This is a genomic window from Nocardioides panaciterrulae, from assembly GCF_013409645.1.
GTDB lineage: Bacteria > Actinomycetota > Actinomycetes > Propionibacteriales > Nocardioidaceae > Nocardioides > Nocardioides panaciterrulae.
Map to the genome: position 1 here is coordinate 2,973,125 of NZ_JACCBG010000001.1, position 17,591 is coordinate 2,990,715.

The window sequence follows — 17,591 nt, forward strand, 5'->3', positions numbered from 1 at the left end:
CTCGCGTCATCTGTGTCTCGAGGTTGCCGGGGCGCTGCAGCCCCGCGTCAGGGCCGAGAGGCCCGGTCGTAGACGTGGCTGCGCGATCGGACCGCGATCGGGTCGCCGTCGGTGTCCGGCCAGCCGCCCACGTGGCGCACCTCCCCCTCGTGGGAGACGAGTCGCGCCGGCACGCGGGCTCGTGCCAGCCAGTCCTCCGCCAGGTCGCCAGCGACGATCGCGGCCGTGGCCGCAGCGTTGGCGTCAGCACAGGTCGCCGCACCGGCCGTCACCGTGCGCCAGGGGCCGTTCGCAGGCAGCCCCGTCCGGGGATCGACGATGTGGTGCATCACCCGGTCCGCCCGTCGCCACCGGCGGCAGGTGGTCGACGAGGTCGCCACCGCCCCGCTGACCAGCCGGATCGACTGGGTCCGGGCCGAGGCGCCCGGCTCCGGCTCGTCGGCCACCTGGATCGGCCATCCGTCGCAAGGGGGACGTCCGCCGACCGCGAGGTCACCCCCCAGGCTGACCAGCACGCCGCCGGCTCCGTCTGTGGCCGCCATCGCCGCCCTGACCGCGCGGTCGGACCCCAGGGCCTTGGCGGTGGCGCCCAGGTCGAGCCGCACACCGGTCGGCAGGCGGAGCATCGGGCCGTCCAGCCAGACGGTCCGCCAGCCGGGCACCGGGGCCGAGGGGCCGGCGGCCTCACGTCCGTATGCATCGATGGTCGCGAAGTCGCGGTCGTATCCGAGGGAGATCAACGCTTCGCCGACGGTGGGATCCACCAGCCCGCCGGTCCAGCGCGCCGCCGCCAGCGCGACGCTGAGGGCCTCCGCGAGCCCGTCGCTGAGCAGGAACAGGCCGCCGTTGCGCCGGTGCAGCCAGGAGATCTCGGAATCCTCCCGGAAGCGGCTGGCCTGGTGATCCAGGGCGTCGAGGACATCGTCCGTGGCGGCGAGCGCCGCGGGGAGGTCGTCCGGGGGCCACACCGCCACCCGGGCGGTGGTGCCGATGGCGGCGCGCTCGGCAACGGCGACGGTGTCGTCACCGGTGTCGACGGGCCGCCACGCGGCGGTCAGGCTGGGTGCAGGCATCGGGGTCACCTCATCAGTCGTCGTGGTAGGTGGCGTGCCCGCTGTGAGCGACCACGGTCTTGCCGTTCGGGAGCGTGGTGGTGGTCGTCGTCACGCCGGACGCGCTGGTCGTCGCGACGGAGTGCCCCACCTGGGGTCCGCTCGCTCCGTGCGTGACCGCAGTGGTGCCGGTCTGCGTGGTGCCGGACGTCGCACTGCCCGGGAACGCGGGCGGCGTGATCGGGACCGCGTTGTGCGCCAAGGTGATGGCCGCGGCGCCGGTGCCGACGACCAGGGCGGCCGCGGTCCAGTTGGAGATCCGCCGTACTCGGCGGAGGCCTTGGTCCCGCGCCTGCCTGGCCCTGCCCTCGGGAGTGCTCCGGCCGAGGTCCGGTAGGGGCACCCAGCCGTCGGCCGGGGCGGGGCGGGTGACTCCCGGCAGCGGCACCTGCCCGCTGCGGGGATCACGTTCGTTGTTCATCAGGGGCCCCCTTCCGGGCTCGTCATGACCGGATCCACTCCGGCGATTCCAGAGTGCGCGCGGGGGCGTGTGCCAACCGTGAGAGAACGATGTGAGGCCTCACATCTGCCGGTCTTCCGGCTCTGCTCGATCCCGCGCCGGGCCTCGTAGCCTCGCTGGCATGCGGGTGCTCGTGATCGAGGACGAGGTGCGCATGGCGCGGCTGGTCAAGCGCGCCCTCGAGGAGGAGGGCCACGCGGTGGACGTCTGCGGGGATGGCCCCGAGGGACTGTGGATGGCCACCGAGAACGCCTATGCCGCGATCGTGCTGGACGTCATGCTTCCGGGATTCGACGGCTTCGAGCTGTGCCGGAGGCTGCGCGAGGCCGATGTCTGGGCGCCGGTGCTGATGCTCACCGCGCGCGACGAGGTGGGCGACCGGGTCCGGGGCCTGGACGCGGGCGCGGACGACTACCTGGTCAAGCCGTTCAGCCTGATGGAGCTCGCCGCCCGGCTACGGGCGCTCACCCGGCGAGACGACCACCGCCGCCCAGCGGTGCTCTCGGTCGGGGAGCTGAAGCTGGACCCCGCGACCAAGCGGGCGTGGCGCGGCAGCACCGAGGTCGACCTCTCCCCCAAGGAGTTCGCCCTGCTCGAGCTCTTCCTCCGCCACCCGGGCGTCGTGCTGACTCGCTCCCAGATCATCGAGGCCGTGTGGGACTTCGCCTACGACGGCACGTCCAACGTGGTCGACCAGTACGTGAACTACCTGCGCCGCAAGGTCGACACACCGTTCGGGCGCAGTGACCTCCAGACCGTGCGGGGCATGGGATACCGGCTGCGCGACGAGGAACCCGGATAACGATGTCGATCCGCCTCAGGCTCGCAGTCGTCTTCACGATCGCTTCTGCGGTCGTGCTCGGCCTGGCGGGTTGGCTCTTCGTCAGCGAGCTCGCCTCCTCCCAGCAGGCGGCCATCGACTCCCAGCTCGCCGCCCAGCTCGCGCAGGCCGACCGCTACCTGACGCCCTCGGGTGCAGCTACACCCACCGGGCGGGTCCCCGCGCCCGGCGAGTACGTCGTGCAGGTCATCGACTCCACCGGTCGGGTCCGTGGCGCGAGCGCGGATGTAGGGGCGACCCCGCTGCTCAGCCCGGCCGAGATCAGGCAGGCGCAGCACGGCCGGGTGCTGCGGACCAGCTCCGTCGAGGGCGAGCGCGAGCGCGTGCTGGCCGGGCCGCTGAAGCAGCACCCGGGCTGGGTCGCGGTCGCGGACGTCTCGCTCGAAGCGCTCGACAGCACGCTGAGCCATGTCGTCAGGGAGCTGTTCATCGCGGGCGGGATCCTCGTGCTGGGCGCAGGGGCCGGCGCCTACGGGCTGGCCCGCGCCGCCCTCTCCCCCGTCGAGCGGATGCGTCGCGAGGTCGCTGCGCTCTCCGAGCGTGACGCGGCGGCAGGAGTGCGGGTGCCGCACACGCGGGACGAGATCGCCGCACTCGCGACGACGATGAACCTGTTGCTGAGCCGGCTGCAGGGCGCGCTCGCGCGGCAGCGGGCGCTGGTCGCAGATGCCAGCCACGAGCTCCGCACGCCCTTCGCCGTGCTGCGAGGCGAGCTCGAGCTGGCCGGCCTCCCCGGCAGGAGCCGCGACGAGCTCGCGGCGGCCGTGGAGCGAGCCGGCGAGGAGGCAGCGCGGCTGGCGCGGCTCACCGATCAGCTCCTGTTCCTCGCCAGAGGCGATGAGGAGAGGCTCCCCCTGCAGCAGGAGCGGACCGATGTCAGGGAGCTGCTCGACCGCAGCGCGGACCACGCAGCCACCCGCGCCCGCGCGGGCGGTGTCCGGTGCCAGGTCGACGCCCCTGCCGACCTGACAGCAGACGTGGACCCCGACCGCGTGGGCGAGGCGATCGACAACCTGGTCGACAACGCCCTGCGGTTCGCCCCCACGGGGACGGCCATCGTGATCCGTGGCCGGGCGGTCGGCCGCGACCTGACGCTCGAGGTGGCGGATTCTGGCCCCGGCTTCCCGGAACAGTTCCTTCCCCACGCCTTCGAGCGTTTCGCGCGCCCGGACTCCAGCCGTGCTCGCAGCGACGGGGGCGCCGGCCTGGGCCTGGCCATCGTGAGCGCCATCGCGCGCGCGCACGGCGGGCGCGCGGCGGCGCGCAACCGGCCCGGGGGTGGGGCTGTGGTGTCATTGGAGCTTCCAGGGGCGGTCGACGGCGCGCCTCGAGGGGACGAACGCTGATCGTGGACGCGGACCGCCCGTCGAGGTGTTCACCTGGCGTCGGGTGAGGTCCTCGGCTACGCCTGGGCTCCCCCCGTCGGTGTGGACGCCGTGCAGGTGCGGATCGACGACGGCCCCTGGGCCGAGGCCACCCTGGGAGTCGACCTCGGCCCGGACGCCTGGCGGCCCTGGTCGATGAGCTGGCGGGCCACGCCCGGCCGGCACGAGCTACGGGTGCGGTGCCGCACGACCACCGGCCAGTGGCAGGAGCAGGGCACCACCACGCCGTACCCGCATGGGGTCCGCGGGATCCACGCCGTCACCGTGCATGTCGGCGGCTCCTGGCTCGGTGCCGGCGTCCGACGGCTGGCCGGCGACGCCGCGGCACGACTGAGCTGGGCCGCGCGCAGCGTGGCTGCGTGGCGCCAGCCGACTGGGGCCGCCCACCCTCGGTGATCGCGCCGCGCGATCCCCGCGCGATCCCTGCGCGATCCTCGCGTCGTAGGCCCGACCGGCGGGTTCCCTACAGCTCGCGCACCCATGGGTGGTCCGGGCTCAGGCGGGCGACCGCGTCGCGCAGCCACCGGCGGGCGGCCGCGTCCAGCAGCGGAAGGGCAACCTCGGCGTCGCGCTGGTCCTTCGCCCTGGCCTGGGCCGCCTTGAACATCAAGGTGACCTCGGGCCGGGCGTAGCGCAGACCGTCGGTCCGAACCCAGGTGACGTCCTCGAGCTCCTCGGTGTGCGCGAGGTGACGCTTGTTGGTCCACCGGCCGCCGGTGCCCGGGGTGAAGGGGACATCCAGGACCCATGGCGACCGGGCGTCCCGGCGGATCCACACCTGGCTGTCCGGCCGGACGTCGGTGAACCGGGCGTCGAAGGGCCGGAACCAGCCCTCGTCGACGTTCCACGGGGTCCACCGGTCGCCGAGGAAACGCCGGAACGCCTCGGCGTCGCTGGACAGGATCGAGATGTCCATGTCCTCGTGCGGGCGGGCGACCCCGGTGAACGCCTCGATGCTCCAGCCCCCGATGATCCACCACGGTCGGTCGAACCCGTCCATGAACTCGGCGATGCTGGTCGGGTCCAGCGGGTCCCAGCCGCCGTACCAGCGGGTGAACTCCTCGGGAGGGAGGTGGCCGGCCGCGGGAGGTTGCACCGAGGGCGGCTGCCCGGCTGACGGCGATGCGGCGGAGGTGTCTGCGCGGTTCACTCGGTGGCCCGAGAGGCGGGCGCGATCGTGCGCGGCCGAGCGGCGGATCCGTGTGCGGCGGCCGGCCAGCCACCTGTGGACCGCTCCGGGATACTCCGCGGGTCGACGCCGCGACAGGGGGCATGGTCGCATTCGGGCCGGCTCGTCGTCGGGCCGGCAGGGTTGATCATCATCCCGCGACTCTAGGGGCCCTCTCGGTCGTGACGCACCGGCGAAATCGCCGGGTTGGCGCCCGCTGATGCGCCCCTGACGCCGCCGGCCCCCAGGACACCGGCCATGGCAGGGTCAGGGTGGTGGACGCGACTGACCTGCTGCTCGAATCGGGGCCACGAGATCCCGGAGGAGAGGTTGAGCCACTGGCTGGCTCAACCTCTCCTTCGGCGTCAGGTCCGCCACGGGCGACAGGGCCGGCCGGGAGTTCCCCGGCCGGCCCTGCTGCTCACTTGACGTAGAGGTCCTTGAAGTTCGGCATTCCCATCTCGGTGTCACCGGACGCGTTGCCGATCCGCGAACCGAATGGGAACAGCTCGTTGCGGAACGCCGTCGGGATGATCGGCAGGTACTTCCGTCCGATCTCCTCGTCCAGCGCGCCCCAGGCGTCCGCCTGCTTGCCCAGTGGCAGGGAGCTGATCCTGCTCATGCGTTCGTCGATGGACTTCTCCGAGAAGTGGGAGAAGTTGTAGGCCGCTCCGGAACGAACCATCGGAGGCAGCATCGTCAGACCGGTCGGCCAGTCCGCGCACCAGGAGAGGTACCGGACGTTGAGCTGCTTGTTCACCGGATCGTCCGGGTTCGTCGCGATCGCGTAGACCGACTCCTGCACGGGGATCGACTTCACCTTGAACCCGGCGTTCTCCAGCCCCTTGACCAGCACCTTCTGGCTGGCCACGGCCAACGCGTCGGGCTCGTAGTACATCATCGTGAGCTGGAACTCCCCCGGCGCGTAGCCCGCCTGCTTCAGGAGCTCCTTCGCCTCCTCCGGGTCGTAGGTGAACTGCTGGCCGTCAACGAAGTAGTCGTGCTTGCCCGCCATGGCCGGAGGCATGATCGAGTCCGCAGGCACCCGGGTCACACCGGGCACGTTGCCCTCGGACAGCCACTTGTCGTCGTAGGGGTAGGCGTAGGCGATGGCCTTCCGGACCCGGATGTCCGTGATCTTGGTGTAGTCCGGCTCGAGGTAGACGCCACACTGGGTGGCGGTCTGGACGAGCCGGTCACCCAGCTTCGCCTTCGCCACGTTGTAGTTGCTCGACCCCAGGGCGGTGCTGAGTGCGGTCTGCGACATCGCATTGCCGCTCAGCATGATCTGGTCGACCTTCGCCTGGTCCTGGTTGAACTTGATGACCCACTTGTCGACGTACTGGTGGCGCCCAGCATCGGTCTTGGCGTCCCACTGGTTGTTCCTGACCAGCTCCAGCTCCTCGTTGGGCCCGAAGCTCTGGACCTTGTAGGGGCCGTCCGACATCGGGTGCAGGCCGTAGTCGGGCGGGTTGCTCGCCTTGCCCAGCGGCACGGCCCCCATCGCCGGGAACGCACCCCAGTACGGCATGTCCGCGAACGGCCGGGCCATGTGGATGGTCACCTTGTCCCCGTCCACGGTGACGCCGTCCCACCGCGCACCCGGGTCGCTGTAGGGGCCCTTGTAGGAGCCGGCCCCCTTGAAGTACGTCTGCGAGTACTCGGTCCCCGGGCCACCCGGGAACGTGCCGGTGTCCATCGAACGGCTGATACCGAAGGCCACCTGCTTCGCCGTCACCGGCGAGCCGTCCTCCCAGCGGGCGCCCTTGCGGATGGTGAAGGTCCACTCGGTGTAGTCGGCGTTGTGGTGACCCAGGTCGGTGGCCAGGTCCGGCACCAGGACCATGTCCCCGGTCTTGGGGTCCCGCGAATACTGCGTGAGCGATCTGCTGGTGAAGTCCTGGAGCAGCGTGTTGCCGAGTGCGGACCAGGCATTGCTCGGGTCGAGGTCGTCGAAGCCGGGATCCTTGGTGACGTAGACCGTCACCGTTCCTCCGGTGCGGGCGCCGACCACCTCGGGCGCCGGTCCCGTCCGGTTCGGGTCCTGTGCGACCGACCCCTGCATGTCCTTGTAGCTGCCGCGGGCCGAAGGGGCTGCGCCCCCGGAGCCTCCGCACGCAGCGAGAGAGAACATCGTGACGCCCGCGAGGGCCGCCAACGGCTTGCTCAGTCTCATGTGCCTACCTCTCAGGTGATGCCGCCCGCCGATCGGCCGGGCGACTGAGTCAGAGGCGTGGAGCATGCCGGTGCGCTGCTGAGCCGGGGGACGATTCGTCCTCAGCGGAAAGGTCCTGCCGGACACGCAGCGTTCCGATCTCGGAACGGTCAAGAACTGGTCACGGCCAGTGCACGCGGCACAGCTCGAAGTGGCGCGCGGCCCGTGTCCCTAGGGCTTAGGAATCACGGGTTGGGGTGACACCCGGTGAGCCTGCACGTAGGTGTGGGCCACGGAAGACAGTCTCTGGATTGCTGAGATCTAGAGAACAGGAAGTCATTCCGTGGCCCACGAGGACATTGTGTACGACAGGCGTGTCCGGCTCATCGAGCACGCCGCCAAGATCGGGAACGTCAGCGAGGCCTGCCGGGTCTTCGGCGTCTCCAGGAAGACCTACTACGAGTGGGTCAACATGGCCGAGCAATACGGCCTCTCAGCGTTGCTACCGCGTGATCGACGTAGGCCGCACCAGCCGAACGAGATGACCTCCGAGGAGGTCGCGGTGATCGTGTCCGAGGCGATCGCCCGACCGACGCTGGGTCCGAAGTCATTGCTGCGCCACCTCAGGAAGCGTGGTGTCGACCGGTCAGCATCGGGGGTCGCGAAGGTCCTGCGACGGCACAACCTCGGCACCGCGAAGCAGCGGGTGATCGCGTTGGCGTCGTTGACCGCGACCGAGACCGGTCAGCTCACTGAGGCCGCGATGGAGGGCCCGTTCGGGTTCTGCCAGTACGCCTCGCGGCCGGGGCAGGTCGTAGCCCTCGATGCGTTCTACGTCGGCAAGCTCAAGGGCGTCGGCGCGGTATGGCAGCTGACCGCGGTCGACATCGCGACCCGTGTCGCGGTGGTCCAGCTCGTGGTGGGCGACAAGACCGCCGCGGTCACAGCGCTCCTCCTGACGCACTTGAAGAAGGCGCTACGCAAGCACGGCATCACCCTGGAAGGGATCCTGACCGACAATGGCCCCGAGTTTGTCGGCAAGGCCTTCCAAAGCCGCGTGGGCGAGCTGGGGCTCCACCATCACCGGATCCCGCCCAGGTCGCCGAACCACAACGCCGTGTGCGAACGGTTCCACGGCACCGTGCTCGACGAGTTCTACCGCCCGCACTTCCACCGCGGCCGCGTCGAGGACGTCGCTCTGCTCGACCGGTCGCTGCAGGCCTGGGTCACCGACTACAACAACGAGCGTCCGAATCACGGTGATTACATGGCCGGCCGGACCCCGCTGCAGGTCAAGAAGGAACTCAAGCGCCGCATCCGGCAGACTGCTGCCTGACCATCCGGTCAAGCAAGCCAGAGACGTCGACCTGTCACCCCAACCCGTGCTTCGGAAGCCCTAGGGGGAGGGACACGGGCCGCAGACGGTGCCAGGCCCAACGCTGCCGGGGGACGGCGTTCTCTCCAGGGCCCGGCGCCCACGAGGCGCGACGGCTGGTGCGCGCACGTGGCCCGAACAGACTGCCGACGGCCCACGTGTGCTGCCACGATTCGGCGAGGGGCGAACGCCCGCCGGGTCAGGCGGACTGCTCGTGACACTCCGAGGCGTCGAGAAGCTGGCTGCCGATCGCGGTCAGCTCGTACCTCACCGCCCGGCCGTCACGGACCCCGCGAGCCAGCCCACTGGCTGCGAGCGCACCCAGGTGGGCGCTGACGGTCGCGGGCGCCAGCTCGAGTGACCGTGCCAGCTGGGTGGTCGTGCGCGGCAACCCGAGCTCGCTGAGGATGCGTGCTCGGGTGCGACCGATCAACGCCCCGAGCTCGCGGCTCGCGGCCAGCTCGGTCTCCCACATCGTCCCGGCCCCCCGCGCCGGATAGCTGATGCCGGCCGGCTGTCCCGGGGCGGTCGCCAGCCCCTGTCCTTGGAACACGGAGGGCACCAGCAAGACCCGGTGTCCGCCGACGTCGAGTGTGGAGACGCCTGGGAAGCAACCGAGGACCAGGCTTGAGCTCTGATAGGTGATGGCGTTCCCCAGCGAGTGGAACGTCGTCTCCAGGCCGTGACGACTCTGAATGCGCTGCCGGTGCGCGATGTCAGAGGCCCAGATCGCCTCGACCCGCTCCCAGTGCTGTTCGAGCTCGGCACGCCAGTAGCGCACCAGCATCTCGGCCAGCCGCTCCCGGAACTCGACGCGGGTCATGCCGGCCCATGACGAACGCGGCCGGTGCCGCCCGAGAACCGCCAGATCGGCGTCGACCGATTCGTCCGGCGTCGCGGCGACCGCCGCCAGCTCCTCGACGGCAGAGGCCCTCGTGCCGCCGGGGATCGGGGTCAGCGTGTCGGGAATCCAGCCGGAGATCGTGGTCAACTCCAGCAGCGAGAGAAGGTCGCGATCCGCCCGCCGCAGCAGCCGGCTGCGGAACCTCTGGTGCACGTACGTCGGCTGCCGGTCCCCGAGGACGTGCAGGCTGCCGGTCGTCTCCCACAGCGTGCTGGGAGCAAACCTGACCTGCAGGAGGTCCTGCGTCTCGAGGCTGAGGTGGATGGCCATGGCTGCCCGTCCTGTGTCGGGGCCGTCTGGGGAACGGCCGGTCGGGAATCGAATCATGAGGCAAGCAGCGCGGGCACCTCAATTGCGGTTCGCTTCGGCTGGCGGCCGTTCCGACCGCCATGAGGCGCGGGGGCGCTCCTCCCGCTCAGGCCGGCAAGGAGGAGCGGGGACACCAGCCACTTCGAGTCACGCTTCGACGACGGCCGTCAGGGGGGATGCGGGTGCCGTGCAGCCGCCACTCCCCACCGTCGTGCGACCAGTGCAGCAACTCCTCCAGCCAGGGCTCCCGGCGCAACGTCGCCCGCTCGTGCAGTTCGGCCTGGGCAGCGGTGGCCTCCCGCAGGCGTCCGAGCAGACCTCGCCCGAGGCCGATCCACGTTCGAGGTCCCGCGCCTGGATTGCGCGTGCTCGGCAAGCGAATGGCGGCCATGCGTCGATCCTCGAGCCGCCCCCGCGCCCCCACGAGTGGCAGAGATGACGCTCTACATCGAAATACTGCCACTCGGTGCGTCGCGACGGGCCCGAGCGGCGGGGCAACCAGCGGGCCTCGGCGGCCAGCTCGGCGTAGCGCTGCGGATCGCCACGACGCCGTCGACCTGCTCCTCGAAGTCTTCTATCCACCGCGTACGTCGCGCCCCGGTGCGATGCTGCGGTACGTGAGCGATCTGGTGACCGTGCGGCGCATGACTGACGAGGATGACCTGGCGACCGTGAACGCCGGCAACCCGATGGCCTGGCAGGCGGTGTGGTGGCAGGACCTGTCGGCCACGATGGACATCCGGTGGTTCATCGGCTTGGTGGACGGGGTGCCCGCCGGGTTCGCTGCGGTGTGTCCGCTGCCGGTCGCTGCGGGAGGCAACGGGGCGGCGATCGTCCACGTGCTCCCCGACAATCGACGACGTGGCCTCGGGAGCGCCCTGCGCGGGGTGGTGGAGAACGTGGCCCGCGGCCAGCGACCCGGCCTGACATACAGCTACGTCGAGGGCGAGGCCGACAGCGAGGCCGCCGTACGCGCGTGGAGTCTGCCTGTGGTCGGTCACCACCACGAGAGCGTGCTCGACCTGGCAGCGGTCGACCAGGCGCACTACAGGGCCACGGCGATCGTGCCGGGAGTCGAGATCGCCGAGCTGGCGCTCGGCGACTCGGACGACGCGGCGTGGCGTGCGCTCCATGAGTTCGTCCAAGCCCGGCTCCGCGAGGCCCCGGACTCGACCGACGGAGGAGGTGACCTGCCCTACGAGTCGTTTCGCGACATGGTCGACGAGCCGTGGATGCTCCTGACGGCACGAGACGGTGCTGTGCTGGTCGGGGTCACGCAGGTGATGCGGCGCCCGGGCGACCCGAGCGCGATGAACACATTCTTCACCGGCGTCAGCGCGGCCGCGCGCGGTCGCGGGATCGCGACGGCGCTCAAGACCCGGCAAGCGCTGCTGATGGCTGACCGTGGCGTCGCGCGTGTGTTCACCCAGAACATGGAGGGGAACGAGGCGATCCTGGCGGCCAACCGGACCCTCGGCTTCGTGCGAGCGTCAGGCTACGTCGACGTCGCTCAGGAACTCGCCTGAAGGCTCTCGCCGAAGCGGACTGGCTCGCGTGTGGTGTCGCGAGGATCGCTGCGCGACCTCCTCGACCACCGGAAGACAGCACGAGAGCCGCCCCGACGGATGTCGGAGCGGCTCTCGTTCAAGAGGGCTGGCTCTCGATGGGCTACCCCATCGGGACCGGCGATTGTGCGAAGATCTCCGCTAATTCTGCGAAGGCCCCGCTCGTGGAGCTGGCGGGAATCGAACCCGCGTCCTCGAGCGTCGATCCAGGTCTTCTCCGGGTGCAGTCCGTGATGTCGCATTTCTCAGCCCCGGGGCTCGCACGGACACGTCCCCGACAGGCTCAGTCGGGTTTAAGTCCCGATCAACCACCCCGACAGCAGTCGATCAGCAAGTCTCCTAGATGACGCCCAGGTCCGGGCCGGAGACGGATACCCGGTTGGACGCTTCGATCACCGCTCAGGCGGCGAGAGCGAAGGAACTGCGCTTAGCGTTGGCAGTTATTGGTTTCCAGCGATCGTTTACGAGATGACGCTGGCTCCTCGACCCGCTTCCCCTGGAACTAACGTCCCAAGTCGAAACCGATCAGCCCCTCTTGAGTTGTGCCTGCAACGGCAGGTTACCTGACTCAACAAGGCGCGTGCATCAGGGATTCCCGGCACGGGACTCGATCCGGGGCCCGGCGTACCGGATCCGTACGACGGGCTGGGCCGCCGGCAGCCGGGTGCGGCGCCAGCGCCGGGCGTACGTCGTCCGCGCGTGCTCGTAGCCGGGTCGGCCGGGGCGCAGCACCTCGGCCGCGCCGGGGACCCAGTCCCCGCCCCAGAGCACCGCCACCGGGGTGGCCGGCGCGGTCAGGTTGGTCCACCAGGTCTTGCGCTCGGGGCGACCGGGCACGACCACGAGCCCGTCGTCGTCCACGGCGTACTGGACCGGCAGCCGGTAGCGGCGTCCGGTGGCGCGGCCCCGCACCTCCAGGCCCAGCACCCGACGGTCCAGGCGGCCCCGCCACGGCGAGGCCAGCAGGTCGAGCACGACCCGGTTGTGCGCCGGTGGCCCGGTCAGCGACGCCAGGTGCCACCCGGTGACCACGCCCAGCACCGCGCCGGCGACGGCCCCGGTGACCGCGCCGTCGAGCAGCAGCAGCGCCAGCGGGGTGTCGGCGGACGGCAGCCCGGCGCCGACGAAGATCACGACCATGGCCGGAGGCCAGGCCAGTGCGTTGGCTGCTACCCAGCGCCACGGGTGGGACGTCGCACCGCGTAGGGCGATCGCCTGGACGGAGCCCAGCAGGGCGCCCATCAGCAGTCCCAGTCCCGCGGCGCCGGGAAGCACCAGCGAGAACGGCGGTCCGGTCCCGCCGCCCTCCCCCGTGAGGACGGCGGGCGCCGAGGCCCCCGCCCACCCGATGCCCGCGACCAGGACGGTCGCGAGCACATAGCGACCGCGGCGGAACGCCGGCAACCAGCGTCCCAGCGGCCAGGCCTGGGCGGAGCCCAGCGCCACCCCCTCCACCAGCCCGCCGACCACGACGACGGCCAGCGCCGCCCCGGCACCACCGAGCAGTCCGGTCCGGTCGGCCAGCGTGTGTCCGACTCGGGATGCTCCGGCTGCTGCGGTCATGCCCAGGGCCTCCGCGGCGGCGCAGAGCGCCGTCCAGCGCACGACAGAGGGGGCCCGGGTGGGCACCTCCGTGCGCGCCGCGACCACGGAGTCGCGGGTCGACACCGTCACGGGCGTCGTCCCACGTCGAGCGCCTGCACGCGCGTGTCAACAGGGGTGAAGGGGTGCATGGCCTCCAGTTCACCCCAGGTCACAGAAGGGTCACAGGGACCAAGGTCCTCAGCCGACCGGGATCTCCCGTCCGAGGGGCGGGACGGTCGTCTCAGCCGAAGAGACGCGCGGCGTTGTGCCAGCACACGGCCCGGAGCCAGTCGTCGCCGAGCTCCAGCCGCTCCAGCCCCTCGAGCTGGTGGGCGTAGGGGTACGGGATGGTCGGGAAGTCGCTGCCGAACAGCACCTTCTCCCCCAGGTCGGCCACCCGCGGCAGCAGCTCGCGCGGGAACGGCGCCTCCGCCTCGAAGAAGCCCGTGAAGACCATGGTGGTGTCGAGGTGCGTGCGTTCGAACCGCTCGGCGAGGCCGAGGAACGCGTCGTACTCGGGGGCGCCCATGTGGGCGATCAGCACCGTGAGCCGGGGGTGGCGGCGCAGCACCCGCTCCAGCGGGTCGGGGCCGGTGAAGGCGTTGCCGACCGGCCCGGAGCCGGCGTGCACCACGATCGGCGTGCCGGCGTCCTCGAGCTGGCCCCACACCTCGTCGAGCAGTGGGTCGTCGAGGTGGAACTCCCCCACCTGGACGTGCACCTTGAACACCTCGACGCCGTCGGCGAGCAGCTTCCCGACGTACGACGCGGCCTCGGGCTCGGGGAAGAACGTCGCCGACCACAGGCACTCGGGCACATCCTCGGCGAAGCCGCGGGACCAGTCGTTGAGGTAGGTCGCGATGCCCGGCCGGTGCGCGTACGGCAGGGACGGGAACCGGCGCACCCCCATCGCGCGCAGGTGCTCGACCCGCTCCTGGTGGCTCTGCCGGTAGCGGATCGGCCACTCGCGGCCGATCTTCGGGCCGGCCTGGTCGAACTGCGCGAAGACCTTGCGCTGGACGTTCTCGGGCAGGAAGTGCACGTGCGCGCCGAAGAGGCCGGGCAGGCCGAGCGCCTGCCACCAGCCCGGCACGTCCTCGTCCTGCATCACCGGGTCCAGCCCCCTCGCGTCGGACACCGGCGGCTCAGTCCATGCCCTTGAGCCGGCGGCCCAGCGCCTGCTCCTTCTCGCGGTCCGCCTGCCGCTCGGCGAGCGCGTGCCGCTTGTCCCAGCTCTTCTTGCCGCGGGCGAGCGCGATCTCGACCTTGGCCCGGCCGTCCACGAAGTAGAGCGCGAGCGGCACGATGGTCAGGCCCTTCTCGGTGACCCGGCGCTCGATCTTGTCCAGCTCGGAGCGGTTCAGCAGCAGCTTGCGCTTGCGCCGGGCCGCGTGGTTGGTCCACGTGCCGTGGGAGTACTCCGGGATGTGCACGCCGTGCAGCCAGGCCTCGTGGTCGTCGATGTCGACGAAGCCGTCGACCAGGGAGGCCCGCCCGGCCCGCAGCGACTTGACCTCGGTGCCCATCAGGACCAGGCCGGCCTCGTAGGTGTCCTCGATGGCGTAGTCGTGGCGCGCCTTCTTGTTCTGCGCGACGACCTTCTGCGCGCCCGCCTTGTCCTTCGCGTCCTTCGCCATCCCGCAAGTCTCTCAGGTTGGGTCAATCCGGTTCGCCGGGTGTGCGCCGGGTGCGCCGCGTGGAGGTGTCAGAACCACTTCATCGGGTCCACGGCGGTGCCGTTGACCATCACCGTGAAGTGCAGATGGCAGCCGGTCGACCAGCCGGTGGTGCCGGCGTAGCCGACCACCTGGCCGCGGGCCACGGTGGCGCCGCTGCCCACGGCGTACCTGGTCAGGTGGTTGTAGATCACCGTGACGTTCTTGCCGTTGACGATGCCGAGGTTGAGGTAGAGCCGGTTGCCCCACACCGAGGAGTAGTACTCCGACATCACGCGGCCGGTGCCGGCGGCGTGCAGCGGCGTGCCGCACGGCGCGTGGAAGTCGTCGCCGTCGTGCAGGCCCCAGTAGTGGTAGATCGGGTGCTCGCGCCAGCCGAACGGCGAGGTCACGTAGCTGTTGGCCACGGGACGCTCGAGGAAGCCGCCGGTGCTGCCGCGGTAGCCGACGGTGTGGTGGCGCCGGGCGGCCAGCCGGGCGGCGCGGCGGGCCTGGCGCATGATCCGCTGCTTGATCTTGCGTTCGTGGGCCCGGAGGTTGGCCAGCTGCCGGCGGTCCTGCTGGTGGGCGGCCACCGCCCCCTGCTTGGCGGTACGCCGGGAGTCGACCAGCTGGCGCACCTTGTCCTTGGCGTCGTGGGTCTGCCCGACCAGCTGGCGCATCACCACGAGGTGCCGGGCGGCCGCCTTGCGCTGGGCCTCGACCTCGTCGCGCGCCTGCTGCACCTCGTCCTCGCGGACCTGGAGCAGCACCTCGGCGGCGTGCAGGCTGTCGTAGGCGCGGGTCTCGCGGCCGACGATGACGCTGTTGGCCTCCATCCGGCGGGTCAGGTCGGACGGGCTCTGGGCGTCCAGCATCGAGGAGAACGCCGTCAGCTGCGGGTCGCCCCCCTCGTAGATCGAGGTGACGGTGTCGGTGACCTGGTCCTGCTGGTCCAGGACCGCCTGCTGCCCCTGGCTCACGTCGGACTGGGCCTGGGTCAGCCGCGCCTGGGCCGCCTGGAGCGCGGCCTGCATCTGCTGGTCGCGCAGCCGGGCGGCGTCGCGCTTGGCCTGGGCGGCGTGCAGCTCGCCGCGGGCCTGGTCGAGCTGGGCCCGGGCCTGGTCGAGGGCCGCCGCGGCCCGGCGCATCCGGGCGCTGGACTCGTCGAGGTCCTTCGAGGCGGAGTGGATCTGGCCCTGGACGTGCTTCTGCCGGTCCTTGAGCTTGTGGTCGTCGGCCTGCGCCGAGGGGGCGGCGAGCACGCCGAGCGACACCGCACCGGCCAGGGAGGCCGCTGCGAGACGTCGGCCGGCGGTACGGGGGAAGGAGCGCACCGTTCTGCCTTCGTTCTCCGGGGAAGATGAACGCTGCGACCGTAGCGGCTCGAGGTCAGACTTTGAGGTATTTGCGGGTCAGCACGAGTGTCGGCAGCAGCGTGAGCACCGGCCCGAGGATCGCGACGGCGACGGCGGAGACCGTGAACGCGTCCACCCCGATCCACGGGATGAACCCCACGAGGTTCTCCAGCTGCCCGCGAACCCCGAACCACATGAAGGCACCGAGGAGGCCGATGGCGATCGCCACCGCGATCGCCGCGGTCACCAGCGCCTCCAGGAGGAACGGGAGCGCGATGTAGAGGGTGGAGGCGCCGACCAGCCGCATGATGCCGATCTCACGCCGTCGTGCGAACGCGGCGAGCCGGATCGTGTTGGCGACCAGGAGCAGCGCCGCTAGCACCAGGAACGCGGCGATGCCCAGGGCGCCCTTCTGCATCAGCCCCAGCCCCTGCAGCACCGGCCCGACCACCTGGCGCTGGTCGCGCACCTTGGAGACGCCGTCCAGGCCGACGATCGCGCTCTCGATCCCCTGGTACTTGTTGGGGTCCTTCAGCGTGATCCACACCGACTCCGGCATGTCCGCGGCGGTCGCGGCCGGGTTCGGGCCCTCGAACTTGTCCGGGCCGAGCAGCTCCTTGATCTTGGCGAAGGCCTCCTGCTTGGACTCGGTGTGGTAGCCGGCCACCTCCGGGTTCTGCTCGACGACCTTGAGGATCGCCTTCTTCTGGGCGTCGGTGACCTCGCTGGTGCAGGCCGGGTTGTCGTCGCTGGCCTTGCAGAGGAACGCGGTGATCTGCAGCTCCGAGCCCCACTGGTCGGCGGCCCGTTCGGCCTGCTTGTTCAACAGCACGCCGAGGCCCACCAGCGTCAGCGAGACGATGAGGGTCAAGATCACCGCGATGTGCATCGACAGGTTGCGGCGCAGGCCCTGGCCGAGCTCGGAGAAGACGTAACGCAGCTGCATGAGGAGTGGTTGCTCTCTTCGGGGCTGGGAGTCGGGTGGCTGGGAGTCGGGTGGCTGGTCGTGCGGTCGGTGGACGGGGTCAGTGCTGGAAGCCGTAGACGCCCTGCGCCTGGTCACGCACCACGCGGCCGTTGTCGAGCTCGATGACGCGCTTGCGCATCTGGTCGACGATCCCGGCGTCGTGGGTGGCCATGATCACGGTCGTGCCGGTGCGGTTGATCCGGTCGAGCAGCTTCATGATCCCCACCGAGCTGGTCGGGTCCAGGTTGCCGGTGGGCTCGTCAGCGATCAGGATCATCGGCCGGTTCACGAAGGCCCGGGCGATCGCGACCCGCTGCTGCTCACCGCCGGACAGCTCGTCGGGCATCCGGTCGGCCTTGCCCTCCAGGCCGACCAGCTCCAGGGTCTCGGGGACCACCTTGCTGATGTCGCCACGGTGCCGGCCGATAACCTGCAGCGCGAAGGCGACGTTCTCGGCGACCGTCTTGTTGGGCAGCAGCCGGAAGTCCTGGAAGACCGTGCCGATCGAGCGGCGCAGCCGCGGCACCTTCCACCCGGCGAGCCGGTTGATCTCCTTGCCCGCGACGTAGACACGGCCGGACGTGGGCCGGTACTCCCGCAGCACGAGGCGCAGGAATGTGGACTTGCCGGACCCCGAGGCGCCCACGAGGAAGACGAACTCGCCCTTCTCGATATCCACCGACACCTGGTCGAGGGCAGGGTGGCCCGTGCCGGGGTAGGTCTTGGAGACCTTCTCGAAGCGAATCACGGGCA

At 70.9% G+C, this 17,591-nt stretch carries 16 protein-coding genes and 1 other RNA gene; 5 read left to right on the forward strand and 12 right to left on the reverse strand.

Annotated features, from left to right (window positions below):
* Positions 1 to 47: 47 nt before the first annotated feature.
* Positions 48 to 1,073 carry an FAD:protein FMN transferase gene (locus BJZ21_RS14170; RefSeq protein ID WP_179664337.1) on the reverse strand — a complete coding sequence of 342 codons (1,026 nt, stop codon included), beginning with the start codon at positions 1,071 to 1,073 and terminating at the stop codon, positions 48 to 50.
* Positions 1,074 to 1,086: 13 nt separating this feature from the next.
* Complete coding sequence (locus BJZ21_RS14175) at positions 1,087 to 1,533, reverse strand: hypothetical protein (RefSeq protein WP_179664338.1); 447 nt, start codon at positions 1,531 to 1,533, stop codon at positions 1,087 to 1,089.
* Between the two features lie 160 nt (positions 1,534 to 1,693).
* Here BJZ21_RS14175 and BJZ21_RS14180 point away from each other — a divergent pair, with 160 nt between their 5' ends.
* The 3 genes from BJZ21_RS14180 (at position 1,694) to BJZ21_RS14190 (ending at position 4,194) form a co-directional block, all read left to right on the forward strand.
* Complete coding sequence (locus tag BJZ21_RS14180; RefSeq protein WP_179664339.1) at positions 1,694 to 2,374, forward strand: response regulator transcription factor; 681 nt, start codon at positions 1,694 to 1,696, stop codon at positions 2,372 to 2,374.
* Between the two features lie 2 nt (positions 2,375 to 2,376).
* Positions 2,377 to 3,759: a sensor histidine kinase gene (locus BJZ21_RS14185; protein WP_179664340.1), complete on the forward strand. Its 1,383-nt coding sequence runs from the start codon at positions 2,377 to 2,379 to the stop codon at positions 3,757 to 3,759.
* A gap of 81 nt (positions 3,760 to 3,840) precedes the next feature.
* Entirely contained in the window at positions 3,841 to 4,194 is a 354-nt protein-coding gene (locus tag BJZ21_RS14190; RefSeq protein WP_179664341.1) for a molybdopterin-binding protein, read from the forward strand.
* Positions 4,195 to 4,261: 67 nt separating this feature from the next.
* Here BJZ21_RS14190 and BJZ21_RS14195 read toward each other — a convergent pair whose 3' ends face one another.
* Both BJZ21_RS14195 and BJZ21_RS14200 read right to left on the reverse strand, forming a co-directional pair.
* Positions 4,262 to 4,894 (reverse strand): nucleotidyltransferase domain-containing protein, encoded by a 633-nt coding sequence (locus tag BJZ21_RS14195; RefSeq protein WP_179664342.1) that lies wholly within the window; start codon positions 4,892 to 4,894, stop codon positions 4,262 to 4,264.
* A gap of 493 nt (positions 4,895 to 5,387) precedes the next feature.
* Positions 5,388 to 7,142 carry an ABC transporter substrate-binding protein gene (locus BJZ21_RS14200; RefSeq protein ID WP_179664343.1) on the reverse strand — a complete coding sequence of 585 codons (1,755 nt, stop codon included), beginning with the start codon at positions 7,140 to 7,142 and terminating at the stop codon, positions 5,388 to 5,390.
* A 340-nt stretch (positions 7,143 to 7,482) separates the two neighbouring features.
* On the opposite strand from BJZ21_RS14200, the gene BJZ21_RS21810 reads away from it, so the two are divergent.
* Positions 7,483 to 8,457: a helix-turn-helix domain-containing protein gene (locus BJZ21_RS21810; protein ID WP_179664344.1), complete on the forward strand. Its 975-nt coding sequence runs from the start codon at positions 7,483 to 7,485 to the stop codon at positions 8,455 to 8,457.
* A gap of 238 nt (positions 8,458 to 8,695) precedes the next feature.
* Here BJZ21_RS21810 and BJZ21_RS14210 read toward each other — a convergent pair whose 3' ends face one another.
* Positions 8,696 to 9,670 carry an ArsR/SmtB family transcription factor gene (locus tag BJZ21_RS14210; protein WP_179664345.1) on the reverse strand — a complete coding sequence of 325 codons (975 nt, stop codon included), beginning with the start codon at positions 9,668 to 9,670 and terminating at the stop codon, positions 8,696 to 8,698.
* Positions 9,671 to 10,314: 644 nt separating this feature from the next.
* Between BJZ21_RS14210 and BJZ21_RS14215 the strand changes: the two genes are divergently transcribed.
* Entirely contained in the window at positions 10,315 to 11,235 is a 921-nt protein-coding gene (locus tag BJZ21_RS14215) for a GNAT family N-acetyltransferase (protein WP_179664346.1), read from the forward strand.
* A 201-nt stretch (positions 11,236 to 11,436) separates the two neighbouring features.
* On the opposite strand, the gene ssrA is transcribed toward BJZ21_RS14215, so the two are convergent.
* The 7 genes from ssrA to ftsE form a co-directional block, all read right to left on the reverse strand.
* Positions 11,437 to 11,807: a transfer-messenger RNA gene (gene ssrA / locus BJZ21_RS14220) on the reverse strand.
* A gap of 52 nt (positions 11,808 to 11,859) precedes the next feature.
* Positions 11,860 to 12,948, reverse strand: a complete 1,089-nt coding sequence (locus BJZ21_RS21815; protein WP_179664347.1) for a PNPOx family protein — start codon at positions 12,946 to 12,948, stop codon at positions 11,860 to 11,862.
* A 151-nt stretch (positions 12,949 to 13,099) separates the two neighbouring features.
* On the reverse strand, positions 13,100 to 13,996 hold the full coding sequence (locus BJZ21_RS14230; protein ID WP_343052147.1) for an amidohydrolase family protein: 897 nt from the start codon (positions 13,994 to 13,996) through the stop codon (positions 13,100 to 13,102).
* Positions 13,997 to 14,003: 7 nt separating this feature from the next.
* Positions 14,004 to 14,495 (reverse strand): SsrA-binding protein SmpB, encoded by a 492-nt coding sequence (smpB, locus tag BJZ21_RS14235; protein WP_179664348.1) that lies wholly within the window; start codon positions 14,493 to 14,495, stop codon positions 14,004 to 14,006.
* Between the two features lie 68 nt (positions 14,496 to 14,563).
* Positions 14,564 to 15,850 (reverse strand): peptidoglycan DD-metalloendopeptidase family protein, encoded by a 1,287-nt coding sequence (locus tag BJZ21_RS21820; RefSeq protein WP_179664349.1) that lies wholly within the window; start codon positions 15,848 to 15,850, stop codon positions 14,564 to 14,566.
* Positions 15,851 to 15,905: 55 nt separating this feature from the next.
* Positions 15,906 to 16,817: a permease-like cell division protein FtsX gene (gene ftsX / locus BJZ21_RS14245; RefSeq protein ID WP_179664350.1), complete on the reverse strand. Its 912-nt coding sequence runs from the start codon at positions 16,815 to 16,817 to the stop codon at positions 15,906 to 15,908.
* A gap of 79 nt (positions 16,818 to 16,896) precedes the next feature.
* Complete coding sequence (ftsE, locus tag BJZ21_RS14250; RefSeq protein ID WP_179664351.1) at positions 16,897 to 17,586, reverse strand: cell division ATP-binding protein FtsE; 690 nt, start codon at positions 17,584 to 17,586, stop codon at positions 16,897 to 16,899.
* Between the last annotated feature and the right edge of the window lie 5 nt (positions 17,587 to 17,591).